We start from the raw sequence: 23544 nt of genomic DNA on the forward strand, positions 1-23544 counted from the left end.
GGCATCCGTACGGTCGGCGCGGGAGAGGACCCTCCGCCTCTCCCGCGCACTTTTTTGCGCTATGGTCGGGACACGACGCGCCGTGCCGCCGGCGCGCGACCGGAGGATCTCGCGTGAACATCGATCGTCAGCTGGCCCAGTCGATCGTCGACCGTTCGATGCAGATCATCGACTGCAACATCAACATCATGGACGCCCGCGGCGTGATCATCGCCAGCGGCGATCCGGCGCGCGTCGGTGAGATCCATCAGGGCGCGCTGCTGGTCCTGTCGCGCCAGAAGGTGATCGAGATCGACGAGGCCTTCGCGCCGAAGCTCGACGGCGTGCGCCCGGGCGTCAACCTGCCGCTCCGGGCCGGCGACGAGGTGGTCGGCTGCATCGGCCTGACCGGCGATCCGGCCGAGGTGGCGCGGTTCGCCGAACTCGTCCGCCTCGCCGCCGAGACCATGCTGGAACAGGCGCGGCTCGCCGACCTCGTCGCCCGCGACGCGCGCATGCGCGAGGAATTCGTGCTGGCGCTGGTGCGCGGCGAGGCGCTCGAGCCCTCGCGGCTCGAATGGGCGACGCGTTCCGGCCTCGATCCGGCGCTGCCGCGCGTCGCCGTGGTGATCGAGGTCGACGGCGGCGGGCTCGAGCGCGAGGCGCTGCTCGTCGAGCTGCAACGGCTGCACACGCTGATCGCGACGCCGCAGCGCGGCCATCTCGCCGCCACCCTGTCGCTCGACGAAGTCGTCGTACTGATGCCGGCGGCCGCCGATCCGGCGGTCCATCGCCGGCTGGTCGATGATCTGGCGCGTCGGCTGCGCGGTCGCAGCCCGCTCGGCCTGCAGTTCGCGCTCGGCCGCGCCTTCGAGGGTGCCGACGGCGTCGCCCGGTCCTACCGCGTGGCGACGGCGACGCTCTCGGTCGGCAGGCGGAACGGCGGGGCGGGCGACGTCTTCGTCTACGACGACCTGCGCCTGCCGGTGCTGGTCGCCTCGCTCGGCGACGGCTGGCAGCGGCACGAACTCGCCGAACCGGCCCGGCGGCTGGCGGCGGCGGATCGCAAGGGCGAACTCGCCCGCACGCTCGCCGCGTGGTTCGACAACGGCATGCAGCATGCCCGCACCGCCGCGGCGCTCGGCATCCACCGCAACACGCTCGACTATCGCATGAAGCGGATCGCCGAGATCTGCGGCGTCGATCTCGGCGCGACGGCGGATCTGATGCTGCTCTACCTCGCCCTCCAGGTGGACGAGACGCGATGACGGCGGCTCCGGTGCTCCGGGTCGGCTTCGTGCCGGCGCACAATTTCACGCTCTCGGCGCTGTCGCTCTTCGTCGACACGCTGAGACTGGCGGCGGACGAGGGCGACCGCTCGCGCCCGATCCGCTGCCACTGGTCGATCATGGCGGCGAGCCCGCAACCGATCCGCGCCTCCTGCGGCCTCACCGTCAACCGCACCGCGCCGCTCGGCGAGCCGACCGACTTCGACTACGTGGTCGTCGTCGGCGGCATCCTGCACGGCGGCGACCAGATGGACGGCGAGACGCTCGCCTGGCTGAGGAAGGTCGCAGCGGCCGGGGTGACGCTGGTCGGTGTCTGCACCGGGTCCTTCGTGCTGTCGCGCGCCGGCTTGATGAACGGGCGGCGGGTCTGCGTCTCGTGGTATCACGCCGCCGACTTCGCCGAGGCCTTCCCCGACCAGATCCCGGTCGCCGATCGGCTCTTCGTCGACGACGGCGACCGCGTCACCTGTTCCGGCGGGGCGGGGGTGGCCGATCTTGCCGCGCACCTCGTCGAACGCCACATCGGCCGGGCGCCGGCGCTCAAGGCGCTGCACGTCATGCAGTTGCAGGCGGCGCGCGGGGCGGATGCCGCCCAGCCGCATCCGCCGCTCGACGAGGCGGTCGGCGACGAACGGGTGCGCCGGGCGCTCCTCGTCATGGAACAGGCGATCGCCGAGCCGATCGCCATCGAGACGATCGCCGAACGGGCGGGGCTCTCGGCGCGCCAGCTCGAGCGCCTGTTCCGCGCGACGCTCGGCGCGTCGCCGGCCGCGGTCTACCGCCGGCTGCGGCTTTCGCACGCCCGCTGGCTGATCGAGAACACGACGAAGAGCCTGACGACGGTGGCGGTCGAGACCGGCTTCTGCGACGCCTCGCACTTCTCGCGCCAGTTCCGCGCCGTCTTCGGGCTGGCGCCCTCCGACCTGCGCGGTGGGGCACAGCCCGAGCGGGGCGATCAGCGCGCCGCTTCGTTCAGCACGCCGAGGACGTAAGGCGCGAGGGACCGCGCCGTCTCGATCCGCCAGGAGGCGCCTTCGGGGCGGACGAGGACGATCTCGGCCTTGGCGAAGACGGTGCGGCTCGCCGATCCCGGCGGGAAGACGTGATCGGCGAGATCGAGCGGGCTGGCGGCATTGACGATCTCGGGCACGCGTTCGCCCTCGAGCGCGAGGCCGACGTTGCGGTGGGAGACGTCGACGGCCGAATGGAAGGTGTCGGCGAGCGCCGCGTCGATCGCGGCGGGGAGCGTCGCTTCCTCTGCTTCGGGGGCGACGAGCAGCCACTCGTCGGGGCCGAGCCGCGCGGCGAAACGATCGGCGGTGCCCCGCACCGTGTTGATGGCGCCGGTGAGGTCGAAGCCGGCGACGTCGGTTCGGGTCGCTGCGATCTCGGGGGCGAGGCGCAGGACGAGGCGGGCGGCGAGCGGGGCCGGTTCGATCGTCACGCCGGGAAGGGGCGTCGCCGCGGGGCCGAGGGCGGGGCGGCGGATCGGGGTCGGGTCAGCCATCGAGGCGTTCTCCCTTCGCGTCGAAGAACACGGGCGAGGCGACCACCGCGCGGGTGAAGCCGCCGGCGTCGGTCGAGATCCACACGGTCTCGCCGATGCGGGCGCGGCCGCCGGCGACGACGGCGAGCGCGATCGACCGGTCGAGCACGGCGCTGGCGTAGCTCGAGGTGACGTGGCCGATCATCTTCATCGGGATCGGCTGGCTCGGCGTGGCGACGATCTGGGCGCCCTCGACCAGTACCTCCTTCGGATCGACCGGCAGGAGGCCGACGAACTGGCGGCGATCGGGGACGAGCATGTCGGGGCGGGTGAGCGAGCGCTTGCCGACGAAGTCGGGCTTCGCTCGCGCGATCATGCCGCCATAGCCGACGTCGTCGGGCGTCATCGTGCCGTCGGTGTCCTGACCGACGACCAGATAGCCCTTCTCGGCGCGCAGCACGTGCATCGCCTCGGTGCCGTAGGGCGTGATGCCGAAGGGCTCACCCGCGGCATGGACCGCCTCCCAGACGGCACGGCCGTGGTCGGCCGGCACGTTGATCTCGAAGCCGAGTTCGCCGGTGAAGGACACGCGGAAGAGCCGGGTCGGCACGCCCGCGATGCGGCCCTCGCGGACGCTCATGTGGGGCATGGCGGCGGCCGAGAGATCGATCCCCTCGACGAGGCTTTCGAGCACGGCACGGGCCTTCGGACCCTGCACCGCGATCACCGCCCATTGTTCGGTGGTCGAGGTCAGGTGGACGCGCAGCTCCGGCCATTCGGTCTGGAGATAGTCCTCCATGTGGGCGAGGACGCGGGCGGCACCGCCGGTCGTCGTCGTCACGTGGAAACGGTCGGCGGCGAGGCGGGCGACGACGCCGTCGTCCATGACGAAGCCGTCCTCCTTCAGCATCAGTCCGTAGCGGCAGCGCCCCGCTTCGAGCCTGGCGAAGGCATTGACGTAGAGCCGGTTCAGGAATTCCGCCGCATCGGGGCCGACGACCTCGATCTTGCCGAGGGTCGAAGCGTCGAAGAGGCCGACGCTCGCGCGTACCGCCCGGCATTCGCGGGCGACGGCGGCGTGCAGGTCCTCGCCCGCCGAGGGGAAGGCCTGCGCGCGCAGCCACTGGCCGACCGGCTCGAAGAGGGCGCCGCGCTCTTCCGCCCAGTCGTGGATCGGCGTGCGGCGGGTGGGCTCGAACAGGTCGTGGCGGTTGATGTTGACCAGCGCGCCGAAGGAGACCGGCGTGAAGGGCGGGCGGAAGGTCGTGGTGCCGACCGCCGGGACCTCGCGGTCGAGCAGCTCGGCGACGAGGCCGAGGGCGTTCATGTTGGACGTCTTGCCCTGGTCCGACGCCATGCCGGTGGTGGTGTAGCGCTTGACGTGCTCGATCGAATGGAAGCCCTCGCGCACGGCGAGACGGATGTCCTTGGCGGTGACGTCGCCCTGGAAATCGACGAAGGCGCGGACCTTCACCGGGTTCTCGTCGGTCGGCAGGACGCGGACGGGGACGAAGCCGGTCGGCGTCGGCGTGGCGGAGAAGCTCCGGGTCTCGGAGACCCCGGCGGCTTCCGCGCCGGCGGACCAGCCTTCGGCGAGGCAGGCGGCGAGGTCGAAACGGGCGCGGCAGGCGCCGGCCGAGCGTTCCTTCTGCACCGAGGTGCCGGGGACGAAACAGTCGATCGCCGCATCGAAGACCAGCTTGCCGCGCGACTGCGAGAAGAGATGGACGCTCGGCGTCCAGCCGCCCGACATGCCGACGCAGTCGCAGGGGAGCGACCGGCGCGGGCCGACGATGCGACCGGTCGCGTCGATCGGGGCGACGACGAGGGCGGAGAGGCGGGTCTTGCCCTCGGCGCGGATCACCGTGTGGCCGGAGAGCACGGTCACACCGGCGGCGAGCGCCTCGGCGCGTTCGGGGCCGGCGATCTCGGCGGCACGCAGGTCGACGATGGTCACGGCGATGCCGGCGGCGGCCGCGTCGAGCGCGGCGCGATAGGCCGAGGCGCCGGTGGTGGCGAAGACGGCGCGGGTGCCGGGCAGGGCCGCCCAGCGATTGACGAAGGCGCGGACGCTCTCGGCCAGCATGATGCCGGGGCGGTCGTTGTCGGCGAAGACCAGCGGCCGCTCGAAGGACCCGGTCGCCAGCACGACCTCGCCCACCCGCATCTGCCACAGCCGCTCGCGCACCCGCCCGTCGGGCGCGTCGAGATGGTCGGCGACGCGCTCCACGCCGACGACGTGGTTGTGATTGTAGTAACCGAAGACCGTGGTGCGCGGCAGGCAGGTGACGTTCGAAGCCGCCGCCAGTTCGGCGACCGTCTCGGCGAGCCACTGCGCCGCGGGCTTGCCGTCGATCTCGGAGGTGAGGTCGTGCAGCAGCGAGCCGCCGAACTCCGCCTGTTCGTCGGCGATCGCCACGCGCCTGCCCGAACGGCTCGCGGCGAGCGCCGCGGCGAGGCCGGCGGGGCCGGCGCCGACGATCAGCACGTCGAAATGGGCGTGGCGATTGGCGTAGCGGTCGGGATCGGGGGCGGTCGGCGCCTTGCCGAGGCCGGCGGCGGCGCGGATGATCGGTTCGTAGACCCTGGTCCAGAAGGACTTCGGCCACATGAAGGTCTTGTTGTAGAAGCCGGCGACGAAGAGCGGCGCCAGGAGATCGTTGATCGCGCCGACGTCGAAGGCGAGGCTCGGCCAGCGGTTCTGGCTCGTGGTCTTCAGCCCGTTCGTCGCCTCGATCACCGAGACGCGGTTGTTGGGATCGACCCGGCCGGGGCCGCGATCGACGGCGACCAGCGCGCTCGGTTCGTCCGACCCGTGGGTCAGGATGCCGCGCGGGCGGTGGTACTTGAAGGAGCGGCCGACGAGGTGGCGGCCCGCGGCGATCAGCGCCGAGGCGAGCGTGTCGCCGCGGAAGGCGGGAATTTGTTCGCCGTCGAAGGAAAAGGTGATCGGCTTCGAACGGTCGATGCGACCGCCGGAGGCGAGGCGACGGGGGGCGGTCATCGGGCAGTCTCCGCGCGCGTCGGGTCGGGGCGCGGTTCGCCGCTGCGATAGGTGGCGAGGAAACGGTCGCTCACCGTGTCGCGCAGGGCGTTGAACCAGCGGCCACAGCCGTGGACGTGGTTCCAGCGTTCCGCCAGCACGCCCTTGGTGTTGGAGCGCATGTAGAGGAAGTTCGCCCAGGCGACGTCGTCGAGGGCCGACGGGTCGACGGGGCGGGCGATGTGGGCCTCGCCGCCGCAGCGGAACTCGGTCTCGGCGCGCGGCCCGCAGAAGGGACAGTCGATCAGCAGCATCTCGGGGTCCTCAGTGCGCGACCGCGGCGGCGGCGGCTTCGTCGATCAGTCGGCCGGTGACGAACCGATCGAGCGAGAAGGGGCGGGAGATCGGGTGGGGTTCGCCCTTGGCGACACAGTGGGCGAAGAGGTTGCCCGAGCCCGGCGTCGCCTTGAATCCGCCGGTGCCCCAGCCGGCGTTGACGTAGAGGCCGGGGATCGGCGTCAGGCCCTGGATCGGCGAGCGGTCGACGGTGTTGTCGGTGATGCCGCCCCAGGAGCGCATCATCTTGACCCGGGTGAAGATCGGGAAGAGCTCGCAGATGGCGTCGAGCGTGTGGATCGGGATCTGCAGGCCGCCCTGCTGCGAATAGCCGACGTATTGATCGGTGCCGGCGCCGATCACCAGTTCGCCCTTGTCGGACTGGGAGACGTAGGCGTGCACCGCGTTCGACATGACGACGCAGGGCATGGTCGGCTTCATCGGCTCGGAGACCAATGCCTGGAGCGGCTGGCTCTCGAGCGGCATGCGCACGCCGAAGAGGCTCATCAGCTGCGAGGTATGGCCGGCGACGGAGACGCCGACGCGCTTGGTGGCGATCGACCCGCGCGATGTGACGAGACCGCAGACGGTGCCGAAGGCGTCGCGCTCGAGGCCGAGCACCTCGCAGTTCTCGACGATGTCGACGCCCAGAGCGGAGGCGGCGCGGGCGAAGCCCCAGTTGACGGCGTCGTGGCGGGCGGTGCCGCCGCGCCGCTGCAGGGCGGCGCCGAGGACGGGGTAACGCTTGCCCGGCGCGATATCGAGCTCGGGGCAGAAGGCCTTGGCCTCTTCCGGGGTCAGCCACTCGTTGTCGATGCCGTTGAGGCGATTGGCGTGGACGTGGCGGCGGAAGCTCGCGACGTCGCGGTGGTGATGCGCCAGCATCAGGATGCCGCGCTGGGAGAACATCACGTTGTAGTTCAGCTCGGCCGACAGGCCCTCCCAGAGCTTCAGCGAATGCTCGTAGATCGCGGCGCTCTCGTCGTAGAGGTAGTTCGAGCGGACGATCGTGGTGTTGCGGCCCGAGTTGCCGCCGCCGATCCAGCCCTTCTCGAGCACCGCGACATTGGTGATGCCGTGTTCCTTGGCGAGGTAGTAGGCGGTGGCCAGCCCATGGCCGCCGCCGCCGATCACCACGGCGTCGTAGGACGCCTTCGGCGAGGCCTTGCGCCATTGCTCGCCCCAGCCGAGATGGGCGCCGAAGGCCTGGGCCACCAGGGAGGAGAGGGAGAACCTTCGCATCGTTCGCTCTTTCGCCGTCGACCGCGGAACGTCGTGCCGACCGGCCGGGCGGGCGCGACGGCGACAGTGTCGCGGGTTTGTCTGCGCGGGGCTTGCAGGCGCGCGACGTCGGCTTGGATTTTTCCGACATGACGTGTCGGTTCCGTCGTGGCGGCGAGGTGCGAACGAAACCGCCCGGCGCATGGGGGGCGCCGGGCGGTTCCTTCGGGCGGGGCATCGCTGGGGACGACGTCTCGCCGTCACCGGAGGTCGAAGCGATCGGCGTTCATCACCTTGACCCAGGCGGCGACGAAGTCCTTGACGAATTTCTCGCGGTTGTCGTCCTGGGCGTAGACCTCGGCATAGGACCGGAGGATCGAGTTCGAGCCGAAGACCAGATCGACGCGGGTCGCCGTCCACTTCACCGCTCCGGTCGCCCGGTCGCGGATCTCGTAGGTGCCCGAGGCGGTCGGGGCCCAGGTGTTGGCCATGTCGACGAGGTTGACGAAGAAGTCCGTCGTCAACGCGCCGACCCGGTCGGTGAAGACGCCGTGGCGGTTGCCGCCGTGGTTGGCGCCGATCACCCGGAGACCGCCGACGAGCACCGTCGTCTCCGGCCCGGTCAGGCCCATCAGCTGGGCACGATCGAGCAGCAGATCTTCGCCCGGCACCGCCCAGTCCTTCTTCAGCCAGTTGCGGAAGCCGTCGTGGACGGGCTCCAGCACCGCGAAGGAGGCGACATCGGTCTGGTCCTGGCGCGCGTCGCCGCGGCCGGGGGCAAAGGGCACCGCGACGTCGAAGCCCGCGGCCTTGGCCGCCAGTTCGATGCCGACGTTGCCGGCGAGCACGATCGTGTCGGCGACGCTGGCGCCGACGTCCCGGGCGATCGCTTCCAGAACCGTCAGCACCTTGGCGAGGCGGGCGGGCTCGTTGCCCTCCCAGTCCTTCTGCGGGGCGAGACGGATGCGGGCCCCGTTGGCGCCGCCGCGGAAGTCGGAGCCGCGGAAGGTGCGGGCGCTGTCCCAGGCGGTCGTCACCAGATCGGCGATCGAGAGACCCGAGGCGACGATCTTCGCCTTGGCAGCCCCGATGTCGAAGCTCTTCGGGCCGGCGGGGATCGGGTCCTGCCAGATCAGATCCTCGGCCGGAACATCCGGGCCGATCCAGCGCGACTTCGGTCCCATGTCGCGGTGGGTCAGCTTGAACCAGGCGCGGGCGAAGGTCTGCGAGAAATAGGCCGGGTCGGCGTGGAAGCGCTCGGAAATGGCGCGATAGGCCGGGTCGAGCTTCATCGCCATGTCGGCGTCGGTCATGATCGGGTTCTTCCGGATCGACGGGTCCTCGACGTCGACGGGGCGGTCTTCGTCGCGGATCGACACGGGCTCCCACTGCCAGGCACCGGCCGGGCTCTTCCTGAGTTCCCACTCGTGGCCGAGCAGCATGTCGAAATAGCCGGTGTCCCAACGGGTCGGGTGCGTCGTCCAGGCGCCCTCGAGGCCGCTCGTCACGGCGTCGCGACCGACGCCGCGGGAGGTGTGGTTGACCCAGCCCAGACCCTGCTCGGCGATGTCGGCGCCTTCCGGGGCGGGACCCAGATTCTCGGCGCGGCCGTTGCCGTGGGCCTTGCCGACGGTGTGGCCGCCGGCGGTCAGGGCGACGGTCTCCTCGTCGTCCATGCCCATGCGGGCGAAGGTCTCGCGGACCTGCGCGGCGGTGGCGAGCGGATCGGGTTTGCCGTTGACGCCTTCCGGGTTGACGTAGATGAGGCCCATCTGCACCGCGGCGAGCGGGTTCTCCAGGGTCGCCGGATCGGCGACGTTCTCGTAACGGCCGTCGGAGGGCGCCAGCCATTCCTTCTCGGCGCCCCAGTAGACGTCCTTCTCGGGATGCCAGATGTCGGGGCGGCCGAAGGCGAAGCCGTAGCTCGGCAGGCCCATCGACTCGTAGGCCATGGTGCCGGCGAGCAGCATCAGGTCGGCCCAGGAGATCCTGTTGCCGTACTTCTTCTTGATCGGCCACAGCAGGCGGCGGGCCTTGTCGAGATTGCCGTTGTCCGGCCAGGAGTTCAGCGGCGCGAAGCGCTGGTTGCCGGTGTTGCCGCCGCCGCGGCCGTCGGCGCTGCGATAGCTGCCGGCCGAATGCCAGGCCATGCGGATCATCAGGCCGCCGTAGTGACCCCAGTCGGCCGGCCACCAGGCCTGGCTCTCGGTCATCAGCGCCTTCAGATCGGCCTTCAGCGCGGCGACGTCGAGGGTGGCGACCGCCTTCGCATAGTCGAAGCCGGCGCCCATCGGGTCGGTCTTGCCGTCGTGCTGGTGGAGAATGTCGAGGTCGAGTGCGTTCGGCCACCACTTGGTGACGGGCTCGGCGGCGCGGGTGGTCGCGCCGTGCATGAAGGGGCACTTGCCCGCGGGCGTCTCGGCAGATCCGGTCATCGTCGTCTCCCTCGGCCGCGTGTCGCGGCTTCGTTGCGGTGTGAATGGGGTAGCACCGGTCATCGATAAGGAGAATTTTGAACTTCCTATTTCCGTGATAAGAAAAACTCATGAACCCGATTTCAATGCGCCATCTCCGTTACATGGAGGCCCTCCTGCGTCACGGCCACTTCGGCCGGGCGGCGGAGGCGATCAACATTTCGCAACCGGCCCTGTCGTTGCAGATCCGCGAGCTCGAGGCGATCCTCGGGGCGCCGCTGGTCGAGCGCGGCGGGCGGCAGATCCGGCCGACCCGCTTCGGCGAGGCCTTCGCCGCGCGGGCTTCGGAGATCCTGCGTTCGGTCGACGATCTCGCCGATCTGGCGCGGGTCTTCCGCGGGCCGCTTGCGGGGCCCCTGCGGATCGGTGTCATCCCGACGATCGCGCCCTACCTCCTGCCGCGCCTGATCGCGACGCTGGCGGCGAGCCATCCGGCGCTCGACGTCGTGCCGCGCGAGGCGGTGACCGGGACGCTCGTCGCCGAGCTCCTCGACGGGCGGCTCGACACGGCGATCCTCGCCCTGCCTATCTCCGAACCGGGGCTTACCGAGCATCCGCTCTTCGACGAGGAGTTCATGCTGGTGCGCCCCGAGGCCGAGCGCGACGAGCCGGTGCTCTCGGTCGAGGACCTGCATCGGCGGCGGCTCCTCCTGCTCGAGGAGGGGCACTGTTTCCGCGAACAGTCGCTCGCCTATTGCCGCCTGCCGTCGGTGCGGTCGGGCGACGTCATCGAGGGCAGCACGCTGGCGACGCTGGTGCAACTGGTCGGCGCCGGGCTCGGCGTGACGCTGGTGCCGGAGATGGCGGTCTCGGTCGAGACGCGGTCGGCCCGCGTCGTCGCCCAGCGCCTGCCCGAGCCGCGGCCGACGCGGACGATCGGCATGATCTGGCGCCGCTCCAACCCGCTCGGCGTGCGCTATGCGGAGCTGGCGGACGGGTTGCGCGAGGGGTGTCGGGGGCCGACGGAGACGGGCGGCGTCCTCTGACACGCGAAAGCCCCGGCCTCGCGGCCGGGGCTTCCCGTGGGCGCATCGGACGGCGTGGTCAGTCGTCGTCCTTCTCGATGAGATGCGAGGCCATGATCTCGACGATGCTCTCGAGCTTGCCGCCCCATTTGGTCGCGGCCTTGGCCTCGTCCATGGTCAGGCGGCAGTTGGCGCAGGCCGAGACGAGGGTGTCCGTGCCGGTCTCGGCGACCTGATCGGTCTTGATCTTGAAGACCTTGTAGCGGATCGGCGCCGAACGGGCGATCGCCTGGACGCCGCCGCCGCCGCCGCAACACCAGTTGGAATTGGCGGTCGGCGTCATCTCGCGGAAGTCGCTCATCAGCCCTTCGAGCAGATAGCGGGCATCTTCCGTCGCCCCGCCGCGCCGCGAGATCTGGCAGGGGTCGTGGTAGGTGCAGGGCTCGTCGAAGGGCTTGAACTCGAACTTGCCCTCGCGCTTCAGCTTGGCGAGATATTCCGTGATGTGGAACACCTCGAAGGGCAGCGGCCGGCCGATGACGTTGGCCGCCTGCCAGCGCATCACGCCATAGGCGTGGCCGCATTCGGGAATGATCACCGTCTTCACCTTCAGCGCCTCCGCCGCCTCGACGATGCGCATGGTCATCGTCTTGGCGATGTCGGCCTTGCCGGAGAGGTAGCCGAAGTTGGTCGACTCGTAGCCCTTCGACGAGAAGGTCCAGTTGACGCCGGCATGGTTCAGGAGCTTGCCCATCGAGACGATGCTGTCGGGGTACTTCATCATCTCGATCGACGAGACGGTGAGCAGCACCTCGGCGCCTTCCTTGTCGAGCGGCAGGTCGATCTCGTTGTCGTCGGCGAGCCATTCGAGGCGGTCTTCGAGCTTCTCCGGCGTGAGGCCGAGCGGGCTGCCGCGATCGCGGCTGTTCTCGGCTGCGGCGAAGAGGTCGGCCGGGCCGATGCCGGCAGAGGCCAGCGCCTGACGGGTGGCGCCGGTGATCGAGGCGATGTCGATGCCCATCGGGCAGACCAGCGTGCAGCGCCCGCACATGTTGCAGGTGTCGAAGATCAGCTCTTCCCACTCGGTCAGATCCGCCTCGGTGACCTTCGGCGCGATGCCGAGGAGGCCGAGGAAGCCGGTCTTGGAACGGTGGGCCTTGAGGATCGGCTGCAGCTTCCAGGCGGGCGTGTACTTCGGGTCCTTGGTCGCCTGATAGAAGTGGCAGGCTTCGGCGCAGAGGCCGCAGCGCACGCAGGATTCCGCCCAGGTGGCGAGCGGTCGGCCGACGAGGCCGACGAACTTGTCGACGGCGGCCTGGACGTTGACTTGGTCGGTCATGGGAGACGTCTCCTCGGGCTCAGCTCACGCGGATCTGCATCAGTTCCTCGCCGTCCGCGTCGGTGACGTGGACCGCGCAGGCCAGGCACGGATCGAAGGAATGGATGGTGCGCTGGATCTCGATCGGCTGCTTGGGATCGTGCATCCGATGGCGATCCATCAGCGCCGCCTCGTAGGCACCGGGCTGGCCGGAGGGGTCGCGCGGGCCGGCGTTCCAGGTCGAGGGCACGACCGCCTGATAGTTGGCGATCTTACCGTCCTCGATCACGATGTAATGGGCGAGACCGCCGCGCGGCGCCTCCATGTAGCCGACGCCCTTGGCGTGCTTCGGCCAGGTCGAGGGCTCCCACTTGGCGGGATTGTGGACCGCGAGATTGCCGGCCTTGATGTTGGCGGTGAGCTGGGCGAGCCAGCCGTCCATCCGATCGGCGATCAGCTTGGTCTCGAGCGTGCGGGCGGCGGTGCGGCCCATGGTCGAGAACATGGCGGTGACCGGAAGATCGAGCTTCTTCAGCGCCATGGTCGCGAGATCCTTGGTCTCGGCATGGCCCTTGGCGAGCAGCATCAGCACGCGGGCGAGCGGGCCGACCTCGACGGCATGGCCGCGCCAGCGCGGGGCCTTGAGCCAGGAATATTCCTTGTCGACGTCGAGATGGCTGTAGCTGCCCTTCGGCCCGGTGTAGGCGAATTTCGTCTCGCCCTCCCACGGGTGCAGGCCCTTGTCCTTGCCACCGGCGTAGTCGTACCAGGAATGGCCGATGAACTCCTGCACCTGGGTCGGATCGCCGAGGTCGATCGGGTGGATCTTGGAGAGATCGCGGCCGAGGATGACGCCGGCCGGGATCAGGTTCGACGACGGATCGCCCGAGCCCTTCTCGGGGAAGTCGCCGAAGGTCATGAAGTTGCCGAGGCCTTCGCCGCGGGCGAACCAGTCCTTGTAGAACGAGGCGATGGCCAGCGTGTCCGGCACATAGACCTCGTCGACGAAGGTCTTCATCTTCTGGATCAGCTGACGGACATGCTCGAGGCCGAGCACGTTGACGGCGGTCGAGGCCGAGCCGGAGCCGGCGACCGGCGCCGAGGAGATCGGCGAAGGGGCGCCGCCGACGAGGAAGTTCGGGTGCGGGTTCTTGCCGCCGAAGATGGTGTGGACCTGCACCACCTCGCGCTGCCAGGCGAGCGCTTCCAGATAGTGGGCGACCGCCATCAGGTTCGCTTCCGCAGGCAGCCGGTATTCCGGATGGCCCCAGTAGCCGTTGGAGAAGATGCCGAGCTGACCCGCCTCGACGAACTTCGCCAGCCGCTTCTGCGTCTCGGCGAAGTAGCCGGGCGAGGACTTGGCCCAGGGGCTGATCGACTGCGCCAGCGCGGACGTCGCCTTCGGGTCGGCCTTGAGAGCGGAGACCACGTCGACCCAGTCGAGGGCGTGGAGGTGGTAGAAGTGCATGACATGGTCGTGGACGTATTGCGCGCCGACCATGAGGTTGCGGATGAGTTGGGCGTTCTCGGGAATTTCATACCCGAGCGCGTTCTCCACCGCGCGCACCGAGGCGAGACCGTGCACCAGGGTGCAGACGCCGCAGATGCGCTGAGCATAGGCCCAGGCGTCGCGCGGGTCGCGGCCCTGCAGGATGATCTCGATGCCGCGCACCGAGGTGCCCGACGAGTACGCCTTGGAGATGGCGCCGTCGGCGCCGGTCTCGGCTTCGATGCGAAGATGACCCTCGATCCGGGTGATGGGGTCGACGACGACACGCTCCGTCATGGATCGCGCTCCGGTTCAGCCGTCCCGGCGGGTGCCGCGCGGGACGAGGAAGGGGGTCGGGCGGGGGCGCCCGAGACTCGGTTCAGACGCCGCGGCGGGCGAGGAAGGCGCCGGTGGTGGCTCGCGAGACGAAGACCAGCACCGCGTGGAAGAGCTTGCCGAAGGGCAGCCAGATCAGCAGGAGCGCCACCGACAGGATGTGGATGGCGAGCAGCGTCTCGTAGCGGGCGCCGACGTGGCCGACCGCGACGAGGCCGGTGACGACCGGCGCCAGGGTCACGAACCACGAGAAGTAGTCGTCGGCGTTCGAGATGAAGCGCTGCACCGGGCTGGTCATGCGCTTGACCAGAGCCGCCGCGAGGCTCAGCACCGTCACCGCGCCGACGACGTAGACGAGGCCCGAAGGCAGCGTCGGCCACGAGAGGCCCGTCAGGTTCTTGATGAAGAGCATGTGCGGGCGGAAGCCGAAGACCACGATCGCCAGACCGAGGTGGAAGACCCAGCCGTTGACGAAGGCGAAGCGCTCGGCGAAGGCGAAGGTCGGATGCGGCACCATGCGCCGGCCGATCTCGCGCAGGCCGGCCATGAAGGGGCCGGGCGTGCCGGGACGTGGCACGGTGCGGTCGGCGGGCTTGCCGAGGAAGAGGATGGCGAAGAGGCGCCAGAGGACGCCGAACACCATGACGGCCATGGCGACGTTGATCGCGGGGCCGCGGGCGAAGTCGAGCAGATCCATGGTTCTCACCCCTTCTTGAGCGAAGACTTGCGGCTGCGGGCGACGGCCGCGGCGGCGACACCGGCTACCGCTCCGGCGAGTGCGGCACCGCCGACCAGCTTGGCGGTCGGGCCGATCGAGCCGGAGAGCGGCGTGTAGAAACTGCCCTTGTCCCAGAAGTCGGGCTCGGAGCAGCCGAGGCAGCCGTGGCCGGACTGGATGGGGAAGGACACGCCGGCGTTCCACTTGGTGGTGGCGCAGGCGTTGTAGGTGATCGGGCCCTTGCAGCCGACCTCGTAGAGGCACCAGCCGTTGCGCGCGCCCTCGTCGTCGAAGCTCTTGGCGAACTGGCCGCGCTCGTAATAGGGACGGCGATAGCAACGGTCGTGGATGTTGTCGCCGAAGAAGGCCTTCGGACGGCCCAGGTGATCGAGTTCGGGGATCTTCCCGAAGGCGAGCAGGTGGGCGATCGTGCCGGTCATCGCCTCTGGGATCGGCGGACAGCCGGGGATGTTGATGATCGGCTTGTCCTTGACGATGTCGCCGACCGAGACCGCGCCGGTGGGATTGGGACTGGCCTTGGGGATGCCGCCGTAGGCCGCGCAGGTGCCGATCGAGATGATGGCGAAGGCGTCCTTGCAGGTGGCCTTCAGCGTCTCGAGGTTCGATTCGCCGGCGGTCGCCGAGTACATGCCGTCGAGGCCGAGCGGGATCGCGCCGTCGACGGCGACGATGTACTTGCCCTTGTTGGCCTCCATCGCCTGATGGCGGGCATGCTCGATCGCCTCGCCGGAGGCGGCCATCAGCGTGTGATGGTAGTCGAGCGAGATGAAGTCGAAGATCAGGTCCTCGAGCGTCGGCCCGAAGGAGCGGGTGATCGACTCGGTGCAGCCGGTGCATTCCTGGAACGACAGCCAGATCACCGACTGCCGTCTGGCCTTGGCGAGGCCCTCCGCCATCGCGCGGGAGGCGGCGGGCGTCAGCGCCATCATGGAGCCGAGCCAGGAGGCATATTTGACGAAGGCGCGGCGCGAGACGCCGTGAGCCGCCAGTCGTTCGCCGAGTGTTTCGAAGTCAGCCACGGGACGGTTCCTCCACCGGGACGAGAGGGAGCGGGGCGGCGGCGAGGCCGTTGAGCCGGAGACTGGCGGCGGCGACGTCGTCGGGATGGGATGCGAGGATGTCGGGCGAGCGCGTCACCGCCAGTTCGCGGGTGACGACGCGGTCGTCGGCGGCGTAGTGGCGGATCCACCAGACGCCGGAAAAGCCGGTCTCGACCACTTCGGAACGGCCGGCGACGTCGAGTTCGCACGTCACCTCGCCGCGGCCGAGCACCTCTTCGAGGGCGGCGAGATCGGCCTCGGCGAGCGTCAGCGCGTCGAGGGCGACGATCGTCTCCTCGCCGTCGGCGGCGAGGCGGGAAAGCGCCGTCGCGAGCTCGCCGAGCAGGGCGCGGACGATCGGGCGGGTCTCGCCGGCCTCTTCGCGTTCCGGGACGGGGTCGTGGACGTTCATGCCTGGCCTCCCCAGCGTTCGATGAGTTCGGCGACGCGGACCTTGGCCTCGGGTACGGCGGCGAAGACCTGCGGCTGCGGTTCGGCGCCGAGGGTGATGTCGCCGACCTGGACGGCGACCATGGCGCGGCGTTCCGGCTTGGTGCCGATCAGTTCGGCGGTCAGCACGAGGTCGGAGACGGCGATCTCGTGCGGCGTCGAGCGCTTGACGCGCAGCAGCGCGTCCATGTCGTCGCCCTCGAAGAGGCGCACCTCGCCGAGCGCGCCGCCGAAGTCGGCGGCGTCGACCAGGATCAGCGCCTTGCGGTTCTCGATCAGCGGCAAGAGCGCCAGACCGATGGTGCCGCCGTCGTGGAAGATCACGGACGGGTCGGCGGGGGCGGCGTCGCGTTCGGCCATCAGCTCGCGCACCACCATGACGCCGACGCCGTCGTCGGTGAGCAGCGTGTTGCCGACGCCGAGGACGACGATGTCGGGAGAGGCGGGTTCGATCTGCATGAGAGCCCCCGAGCGCGTCGGGTTTCGGGCACACGACGACCCGTCGCGGATCCCGCACGGGGATCCGCTCCATCGATCGTCGTCATGGGAGGCGTGGGCGGATCAGCCGGCGCAGCCGGCGAACCCGTCCGCGGCCATCTTGGCCTCGTATTTGTCGGAGACCGCGGTGCCGGGCGTCAGCGTCGCCTTGACGTCGGCCCAGCCTTCCGGCTCGAGCTCGATCATCCAGCCCTTCACGTAGGGGTCTTCGTTGGCGATCGTCGGGGTGGCGACGAGGGCCTCGTTGACCGCGACGACGTTGCCGCCGACGGCGGACTTGGCCGGGCCGACCCACTTGCCGCTCTCCACCGTCGCGCAGGACTTGCCGGCGGCGATCGGCTTGCCGGCCTTCTTCGGGGTGAAGGCGACGAGCTTGCCGGCGAGCGCCACGGCGACCTGGGTCATGCCGATCTGCACCTTGCCGCCGTCGAGTTCGCGATACCAGGTATGGCTCTCGACGTCGTAGAGCAGGTCGTCGGGAAGATTGCAGCCACGGACCACGGGCATGGGATTTCACCTCTCCGCAAGGGCGGTCGCCGGTCCTCGAGGCCCGGCGACGCCGGACAACTCAGTAGGTCAGGACGCGGACCTCGTCGTCTTCCATGATCTTCTCGAGCATGTAGGCGGCACCGACCACGCCGGAGCATTCCGGGATCAGGTCCTCGACGGTGATGTCGAAGAGATCGAGGTTGGGCGAGCAGGACTTGAAGACGACGCCGGCGCCGTGGGCGTCCTTGATGAAGTCGTAGACGGTCTTCGGGCTGCCCGGCTTGACCACCAGCTTCTCGGCGACGCCCTTCTTGAGCAGGATGCCGGAGGTGGCGGTCATGATGACCTCGACCTCGTAGTCCATCGCCGCGGCGACGGTGGCCTGGAAGAGGGGGGCGCCGAGTTCCTCGCCGTTGCGCGGGTCGGTGTTGGACATGACGATCAGGAGCTTGCTGGCCACTTCTCTCTCCCTCGAGGTTGGGGGCGGCCGGGGATGAAGCGCGCCGGTGCCCGATCTCGTAACATTATGATGTTCTAATCTATTGCTTCCGTGTCGGATGGGCGTCCGTCTTTTCCCCGCTGTGACATCCGGTGATGGTGGAAAGCTTCGATCCATTTCGGTGGCGACGCTGCGTTCCGTCAGGCGATGTTCGCGGCGGCCTCCGCGATGACGACCGCGAAATCGGCGGGTTTCGCCGAAAGAAGCCCGACGCCGGCGGTTGCGAAGAAACTTTCCACTCTTTCGCCGATCTCGGCGACGGGCGTGCCGCGCAGCGCCGCTTCGAGGTCGAGCACGGTGCGCGGCGGGGTGACGAAGAAGTCGCCGGTGATCAGCACTTCGCGGATGCGGTCGGAGGCCGCGCCCTCGCGGCGGACCCAGGCCTCGATCGTGCCGCCGGGACCGGTGGCGATCGCGTGGCCGGATTCCTCCGGCGGCGTGTCGATCTCGGCGACGAAGGCGTCGGTGCCGATCTCCTCGGCGAGGACGGCGGCGGCGCGGGCCTCGAGGCGCGGGTCGATGGCGACCGGCGTCGGGTCGATGCCGAGCCGTTCGGAGAGACCTGCGAGGAGCGCCTCGCGGATCGCCGCGGTCGAGGGCAGGGCTTCGCCGAGCAGCGTGCGCAGCGTGGTGATTCGGGCGCCGGCATCGTCGAGGGCGCGCTTGGCGAGCTTCGCCTCGGGCACGTTCAGTGCCTTCAACATGCGTGACGCATCCATGTCGACGAGGATCGTCGCCTGGTAGAACAGCGTGTCGCCGTCGAAGAAGCCGCCGGTGCCGGAGATCTTGCGGCCGTCGACCTCGATGTCGTTGCGCGGCCGGTAACGGGCGGGCACGCCGAGCCTCGTCAGCCCCAGCGCGATCGCCTCGCAGACGCCACGGGCGACGTCGCCGAGGCTCGGCAGGTCGAGGCTGCGGCGATGGAACACCAGTTCCAGGCCGAACTGGCCCTCGTCCATGTAGAGCGCGCCGCCCCCGGTGATGCGGCGGACGGTCTCGACGCCGTTGTCGTGGCACCAGTCGAGGCGGATCTCGCGCGACAGCGACTGATGCCGGCCGACCAGCGCCGAAGGCGGGAAGGTCAGGAAGCGGACGGTGTCGCCGATCTCGCCGGCGCGGTGGGCGTCGATCAGCGCCTGATCGAAGGCGATGTTGGCGCGGCCGCCGCGCAGACCCGTGTCGACGACGCCGAAGGGCACGCCCATGTCACGCCTCCACCTTGGCGAGGCCGAGCTGGCGGCGGATCTTCGCCCGATCGCGCTTGTTGGGCGGGAACGGGTAGGAGGCGATGTTCGAGGGCGGGCCGTCGCCGTAGGGGCGGTCGCAGGCCGAGACGTCCTCCGGTCCCTTGCCGGGGCAACCCGAGGTGCGGAAGGCGGTGCCGGCCTCGATCACCGCCTCGACGTCCGCCCTTGGCAGACCGAAGTCGATCACCCGGCCGTGGTCGTCAAAACGCATGTGGTCGAGGCGGACGCCGGCGTAGTCGATCAGATAGCGGCCGAGCTGGACGCGGCGCCACTGGTCGCGCGGCGTCGCCGGCAGGTGGTCCATCAGCGAGCCCTGTTCGGGGAAGAAGGCGAACATGTGGGAATGGCCGCCGAAGTCCTTCACCTTCTGCACCATGGCCAGCATTTCGGCCTCGGTCTCGCCCATGCCGGCGATCAGGTGGACGCCGATCTTCTCGGGGCCGAAGATCTCGGCGGCGTGGCCGAGCACGTCCCAGTAGCGCTCCCAGCGATGCGGTCCGTCGACCGACTTGCCGCGGGTGCGCTCGAAGATCTCGGGCGTCGCGGCGTCGAAGGCGACGGTGAACATCTCGGCGCCGAGGTCCTTGAGGCGCGCCACGTCGGTGCGGTCCATCGAGGTCGGGTTCGACAGGATCGAGACCGGGATGTCGGCCGGATCGATCCGGTCGGTCCAGGTCTTCAGCACCGCGAGCGTGTCGGCATCCGAATTCGGATGGGTGATCATCGAGATGCACATGCGGTGGAAGCTGGTCTTCGCCCCCTGCGCCTTCACCCGATCGACCACCTCGACCATCGGCACCGCCGGCCAGTCGACGCGGATGAAGTTGCGGTCGGCGTAGTCGCGTTCCGCCTCGCGGTGGCGGGCGAGGCCGCAATAGGCGCAGTTGGCGCGGCAGCCTTCGGGGTAGGTCAAGAGCAGGTTGAGGCAATGGGTGCAGCTGCAGCGATGCATCCGCCCGCCCATCAGGCCGAGCGAGATCGCCGCCGCGGTCGAGACCTGGACGTAGTCGGGCGAGCGCATGTCCGGGGTCTGGATGTTGGCGTTGGGCATGTAGACGCCGGCGGGGGCGGCGCCGGCTTGCCTGACGCGGGCGCCGTTCCTCGCATCGGCGGGGACGGCGGCGGGCGCGCGCGGCGTCATCGCCTCGAAGGCGTTGACGTCGCTCTCGCCGGGGGCGGTGGCGCGCGGGCGGGCCGGGGTTTCGAGGCAGCTCATGCGGCAACTCCCTTGGCGGGCGGGGACGCGGTCGCCTCGTCGGCGAGCGGCTCCCAATAGGCGTCGAAGGCGATCCAGGACCGGGCGAGATCGTCGGGTCCGGCGGTGGCCGCACGGCAGGCGGCGAGGATTTCGGCGCGCCGGTGGGCGGCGCGGGAAAGGGCGGCGCCGAAGAGATCGGCGATTTCCTCGGCATAGTCGGCGGCGGCGGCGGTCTCGCCCGCGGCGAGGGCGCTCGCCGCCTCGCCCGCCATGCGGCCGGAGATCACGGCGGCGGCGATGCCGGCACCGGTCACCGGATTGGCGAGGCCGCCGGCATCGCCGGCCAGCAGCACGGGGAGGGCGCCGATCCGTCCGGTCACCGCGAGGAGGCCGCCGGCCGGGATCGCCCCGCCGGTGAGGGCGGTCGTCGTCTCGCCGATGCGGCCCTCGTCGATCAGGCGGCGGCGCAGGGCGTCCAGCAGATCGGGCAGGCGGTCGCGGTCGGCGGCGTCGACGCCGACGCCGAGATTGGCGACGTCGCCCTTGGGGAAGAGCCAGCCGTAGCCGCCGGGGATCGCCGTCGAGAGATAGATGTCGGTGGCCGCATGGGGCACGCGGAGCGGCACCGTCACCTGACGGGTCTGGGCGAGTTCGGTGTTGATCGCGCCGATCGTGCGGCCGACGCGCGAGCGCGGGCCGTCGGCGCCGATCACCACCTTCGCGGCGATGCGGGTGCCGTCGGCGAGGGTGATGCCGGCTTCGTCGATCGCGGCGAGCGACCGGTCGAAGAGGCAGGTGGCGCCGGCCTCGCGGGCGGCCTCGACCAGACCGGCATCGAAGCGGGCGCGGTCGACGATATGGCCGGGCAGGGGATCGCGGCGGGCGGCGCCGTCCTCGACATAGGTGTCCATCGCCTCGATCGGCTGGACGACGAAACGGCCGAGGCCGGCGACTTCGGAGCCGAGCGAGCGCGGCACGAACTCGGCGCACTGCACCGGCAGGCCCGGCAGGGTGCGGCGGTCGATGCCGATCACCCGGGCGCCGCGGGCGGCGGCGGCGCGGGCGGCGGACGCCCCGGCGGGGCCGAGGCCGATGACGGCGACGTCGCAGGCGAGGGGCTCTCTCATGCCGCGCAAGGGGTGGAGCGCCCCTTCCTCTCGATACCGCCGTCGATGCTCTCGCGCATCGAGCAGCAGGCGGTCTGGCGTTCGACCGGGCGGCCGAGGCGGGTGGCGAGTTCCACCGCGCCGTCGGCGGGGAAGGCGATGGCGTCGAGGCCGGCCATCACGGCATAGGCGTCGACGGTGCGCTTGTGCATGCCGGCCGGCCGGGCGCAGCCGAGCAGCACCTCGCGATCGGCGATGCGGGCGCGGCCCTCGAGGAAGATGCGGCCGACCTCGGCGGCATCCGGCGTCTCGAAGGTGCCGGGCGCGGCGTGGAACGGCATGATCACCACGAAGACCAGCGAATGGACCGGGTGGCGGGCGACGATGTCGAGGGCGCGGGCCTCGCCGAGGATGCGGCCGAAGTGCAGGCCGATCACCACGTGGGGGACGACGTCCATGGAGGTCGCGCAGAGATGGGCGAGCGTCTCCTCGAAGTCCTCGACCCGGCGGTCGAGGTGGTAGACGTCGCGGATCGTCTCTTCCGCGCCGATCACGTCGAGCATGACGGTGTCGACGCCGGCGTCCTGCAGGGCGCGGGCGCGCGGCGCATCGAGAAGGGCGGAGTGGACGGCGATCTCGAGCCGCGGGAAGTCGCGCTTCAGTCCCTCGATCACCGGCAGGAAACGCTCGTAGCGGATCTCGTTGCGGCGGTCGGAGCCGCCCGACAGCAGGAAGCCGGAGAGGCCCTTCAGCGCGATCAGGTCACGCACGCGGGTGTCGAGATCCTCGGGGCGCAGCGCCGGGATCATCGGCTTCAGGATCTCGGTGCGGCAGTGCTCGCAGTTCAGCGCACAGGCCGAGCCGGTGATCGAGAAGGCCGGGAAGGAGGCCTTGGAACAGCCGGAGAGCTCGCTCGTCTCGTATTCCTTGAAGGTCGGCGTGGCGAAGCGCAGCGCGCCGAGAGGACGGGCGCCCGCACGGGCCTCCATCGCGGCGACCAGCGCCGCGTCGAAGGGGGCATCCTCCAACGGCTCGATCGCGTCGAGGATCTCGCTCCAGCCCATCGTTTCCTCCGCTCGACCCGCAGGGCGGATCATATTCGTCTTCGCTGATATTTCCGAAGACAAAACGACGCTTCGGGGGCTGGCGCAATCGGGGGGAACGCGTTCCGGTAAGGTCTCGATCGTCGCAGCACGTAGGAAAGACGCTTTCCATCACGGCGTCCGAATCGCCGCGGCGATCGCCCGAATCTCGTCGCGCACCGGACCGTTCGAGGGGTGATCGATCAGCGTCTCGAACCAGGCCGGATCGCGATCCTCCTCCTCGACGAGGTCGCAGTCCAGGGCCGAGAGGCGGCGGCGCGAGACCTCGGGCAGGCGGTCGGGCGCGGGGAAGCCGGCGAGCGCGCCCCAGAGTGCCGCCCAGTGGCGAGCGAGTGTCCACGGATTGTAACCACCGCCCCCGAGCACGACGGCGCGGGGCGCGCGGGCGACGACGGCGAGCGTCGCGGCGATCAGCGCGCGGTTGGAGAGCCGCATGGCGGAGAGCGGATCGCCGAGGAGCGGATCGGCGCCGCAGGTGACGACGACGGCCTGCGGTGCGAGGCGCTCGAGGATCGGCACGACCGCCTCGTCGATCAGATGCGCCAACTCGTCGTCGACCAGCCCGCGCGGGACGGGCAGGTTGCGGGCGCGGCCCTCGCGGCGGTCGTCGAGCGCGCCGGTGCCGGGGAAACGGCCGGCCTCGTGGATCGAGATGGTGTGGACGCGGGCATCGGCGGCGAAGGCATTTTCGACGCCGTCGCCGTGGTGGGCGTCGAGATCGACATAGGCGACGCGGTCGAGGCCGGCGTCGAGGAGGCCGAGCACGGCGAAGACCGGGTCGTTGAAGTAGCAGAAGCCGGAGGCGCCGTCGGGCCGGCCGTGGTGGGTGCCGCCGGCCGGGTGGAAGACGATGCGGCCGTCGAGCGCCAGGCGCGCCGCCTCGAAGGAGCCGCCGACGCTGGTGGCGGCGCGCTCGAAGACGCCGGGAAACAGCGGATTCTCCATCGTGCCGAGGCCGTGGCGGCTGCGAACGGCGGCCGACACGACCCCCGTGGCGTCGGCCTCGCGCAGCGCGGCGATCCATGCGGGGGTGTGGAACCGGGACAGAAGCTCCTCGTCGGCGACCGGCGAGGGGCGATTCCGGCCGGCGAGCCAGCCGAGATCGGCGGCGAGATCGAGCGCCGTCTCGACCCGCGGGATCGCGAGCGGGTGGTTGCGTCCGTACGCCGCACGCCGATAGACTTCGGACATCACGACGAGGGCATCATTCTGAAAACCGGCCGTAATTTCCGTCATGGCGCCGATCCCGTCTTCCCCGACCGGGCGGTAAGCAGATTTCCATCGCAGAAACACAGACTT

Annotated in this window: 21 protein-coding genes; 3 read left to right on the forward strand and 18 right to left on the reverse strand. The window is 70.2% G+C overall.

Annotated features, from left to right (window positions below; all coding sequences use genetic code 11):
- The first annotated feature begins 113 nt into the window (after window positions 1–113).
- Window positions 114–1247 (forward strand): sugar diacid recognition domain-containing protein, encoded by a 1134-nt coding sequence (locus tag ACT541_RS17730; protein ID WP_476138430.1) that lies wholly within the window; start codon window positions 114–116, stop codon window positions 1245–1247.
- The gene (locus ACT541_RS17735; protein WP_476138431.1) at window positions 1244–2260 is read left to right on the forward strand and encodes a GlxA family transcriptional regulator; all 1017 of its coding nucleotides are present in this window, start codon (window positions 1244–1246) and stop codon (window positions 2258–2260) included. The genes ACT541_RS17730 and ACT541_RS17735 overlap by 4 nt, the downstream gene beginning before the upstream one ends.
- On the opposite strand, the gene ACT541_RS17740 is transcribed toward ACT541_RS17735, so the two are convergent.
- The 5 genes from ACT541_RS17740 to katG all read right to left on the reverse strand — a co-directional run bounded on the left by ACT541_RS17740 (window position 2224) and on the right by katG (window position 9729).
- Complete coding sequence (locus ACT541_RS17740) at window positions 2224–2775, reverse strand: sarcosine oxidase subunit gamma (RefSeq protein WP_476138432.1); 552 nt, start codon at window positions 2773–2775, stop codon at window positions 2224–2226. The two genes, ACT541_RS17735 and ACT541_RS17740, sit on opposite strands and share 37 nt — an antisense overlap.
- Window positions 2768–5758 (reverse strand): sarcosine oxidase subunit alpha family protein, encoded by a 2991-nt coding sequence (locus tag ACT541_RS17745; protein WP_476138433.1) that lies wholly within the window; start codon window positions 5756–5758, stop codon window positions 2768–2770. Before ACT541_RS17745 ends, ACT541_RS17740 begins: the two co-directional genes overlap by 8 nt.
- A complete protein-coding gene (locus tag ACT541_RS17750; protein ID WP_476138434.1) occupies window positions 5755–6051 on the reverse strand; it encodes a sarcosine oxidase subunit delta in 297 nt (98 codons plus the stop codon). The genes ACT541_RS17745 and ACT541_RS17750 overlap by 4 nt, the downstream gene beginning before the upstream one ends.
- A gap of 10 nt (window positions 6052–6061) precedes the next feature.
- Window positions 6062–7315 carry a sarcosine oxidase subunit beta family protein gene (locus tag ACT541_RS17755; protein WP_476138435.1) on the reverse strand — a complete coding sequence of 418 codons (1254 nt, stop codon included), beginning with the start codon at window positions 7313–7315 and terminating at the stop codon, window positions 6062–6064.
- A gap of 239 nt (window positions 7316–7554) precedes the next feature.
- Window positions 7555–9729, reverse strand: a complete 2175-nt coding sequence (katG, locus tag ACT541_RS17760) for a catalase/peroxidase HPI (protein ID WP_476138436.1) — start codon at window positions 9727–9729, stop codon at window positions 7555–7557.
- 110 nt (window positions 9730–9839) lie between these two features.
- Between katG and ACT541_RS17765 the strand changes: the two genes are divergently transcribed.
- Entirely contained in the window at window positions 9840–10754 is a 915-nt protein-coding gene (locus ACT541_RS17765) for a hydrogen peroxide-inducible genes activator (RefSeq protein WP_476138437.1), read from the forward strand.
- A 58-nt stretch (window positions 10755–10812) separates the two neighbouring features.
- On the opposite strand, the gene ACT541_RS17770 is transcribed toward ACT541_RS17765, so the two are convergent.
- From ACT541_RS17770 to ACT541_RS17830, 13 genes are all read right to left on the reverse strand, one after another.
- Window positions 10813–12072 (reverse strand): (Fe-S)-binding protein, encoded by a 1260-nt coding sequence (locus ACT541_RS17770; RefSeq protein WP_476138438.1) that lies wholly within the window; start codon window positions 12070–12072, stop codon window positions 10813–10815.
- Between the two features lie 19 nt (window positions 12073–12091).
- Complete coding sequence (locus tag ACT541_RS17775) at window positions 12092–13837, reverse strand: nickel-dependent hydrogenase large subunit (protein ID WP_476138439.1); 1746 nt, start codon at window positions 13835–13837, stop codon at window positions 12092–12094.
- Between the two features lie 82 nt (window positions 13838–13919).
- On the reverse strand, window positions 13920–14573 hold the full coding sequence (locus ACT541_RS17780; protein ID WP_476138440.1) for a hypothetical protein: 654 nt from the start codon (window positions 14571–14573) through the stop codon (window positions 13920–13922).
- A 5-nt stretch (window positions 14574–14578) separates the two neighbouring features.
- The gene (locus tag ACT541_RS17785; RefSeq protein ID WP_476138441.1) at window positions 14579–15634 is read right to left on the reverse strand and encodes a hydrogenase small subunit; all 1056 of its coding nucleotides are present in this window, start codon (window positions 15632–15634) and stop codon (window positions 14579–14581) included.
- Window positions 15627–16067, reverse strand: coding sequence for a hydrogenase expression/formation C-terminal domain-containing protein (locus tag ACT541_RS17790; RefSeq protein ID WP_476138442.1), 441 nt, complete (start codon window positions 16065–16067; stop codon window positions 15627–15629). Before ACT541_RS17790 ends, ACT541_RS17785 begins: the two co-directional genes overlap by 8 nt.
- On the reverse strand, window positions 16064–16564 hold the full coding sequence (locus ACT541_RS17795) for a hydrogenase maturation protease (RefSeq protein WP_476138443.1): 501 nt from the start codon (window positions 16562–16564) through the stop codon (window positions 16064–16066). Before ACT541_RS17795 ends, ACT541_RS17790 begins: the two co-directional genes overlap by 4 nt.
- A gap of 102 nt (window positions 16565–16666) precedes the next feature.
- Window positions 16667–17110, reverse strand: coding sequence for a glycine cleavage system protein H (locus ACT541_RS17800; protein WP_476138444.1), 444 nt, complete (start codon window positions 17108–17110; stop codon window positions 16667–16669).
- A 61-nt stretch (window positions 17111–17171) separates the two neighbouring features.
- The gene (locus ACT541_RS17805) at window positions 17172–17552 is read right to left on the reverse strand and encodes a DsrE family protein (protein WP_476138445.1); all 381 of its coding nucleotides are present in this window, start codon (window positions 17550–17552) and stop codon (window positions 17172–17174) included.
- A 179-nt stretch (window positions 17553–17731) separates the two neighbouring features.
- Complete coding sequence (locus ACT541_RS17810; protein ID WP_476138446.1) at window positions 17732–18796, reverse strand: lipoate--protein ligase family protein; 1065 nt, start codon at window positions 18794–18796, stop codon at window positions 17732–17734.
- 1 nt (window position 18797) lies between these two features.
- The gene (locus tag ACT541_RS17815; RefSeq protein ID WP_476138447.1) at window positions 18798–20054 is read right to left on the reverse strand and encodes a radical SAM protein; all 1257 of its coding nucleotides are present in this window, start codon (window positions 20052–20054) and stop codon (window positions 18798–18800) included.
- Complete coding sequence (locus tag ACT541_RS17820) at window positions 20051–21163, reverse strand: geranylgeranyl reductase family protein (RefSeq protein ID WP_476138501.1); 1113 nt, start codon at window positions 21161–21163, stop codon at window positions 20051–20053. The genes ACT541_RS17815 and ACT541_RS17820 overlap by 4 nt, the downstream gene beginning before the upstream one ends.
- Window positions 21160–22206: a radical SAM protein gene (locus ACT541_RS17825; protein ID WP_476138448.1), complete on the reverse strand. Its 1047-nt coding sequence runs from the start codon at window positions 22204–22206 to the stop codon at window positions 21160–21162. The genes ACT541_RS17820 and ACT541_RS17825 overlap by 4 nt, the downstream gene beginning before the upstream one ends.
- 150 nt (window positions 22207–22356) lie before the next feature.
- Window positions 22357–23436 carry an acetoin utilization protein AcuC gene (locus ACT541_RS17830; RefSeq protein WP_476138449.1) on the reverse strand — a complete coding sequence of 360 codons (1080 nt, stop codon included), beginning with the start codon at window positions 23434–23436 and terminating at the stop codon, window positions 22357–22359.
- Between the last annotated feature and the right edge of the window lie 108 nt (window positions 23437–23544).

The sequence above is a fragment of the Pinisolibacter sp. DMC100 genome (genome assembly GCF_056313705.1).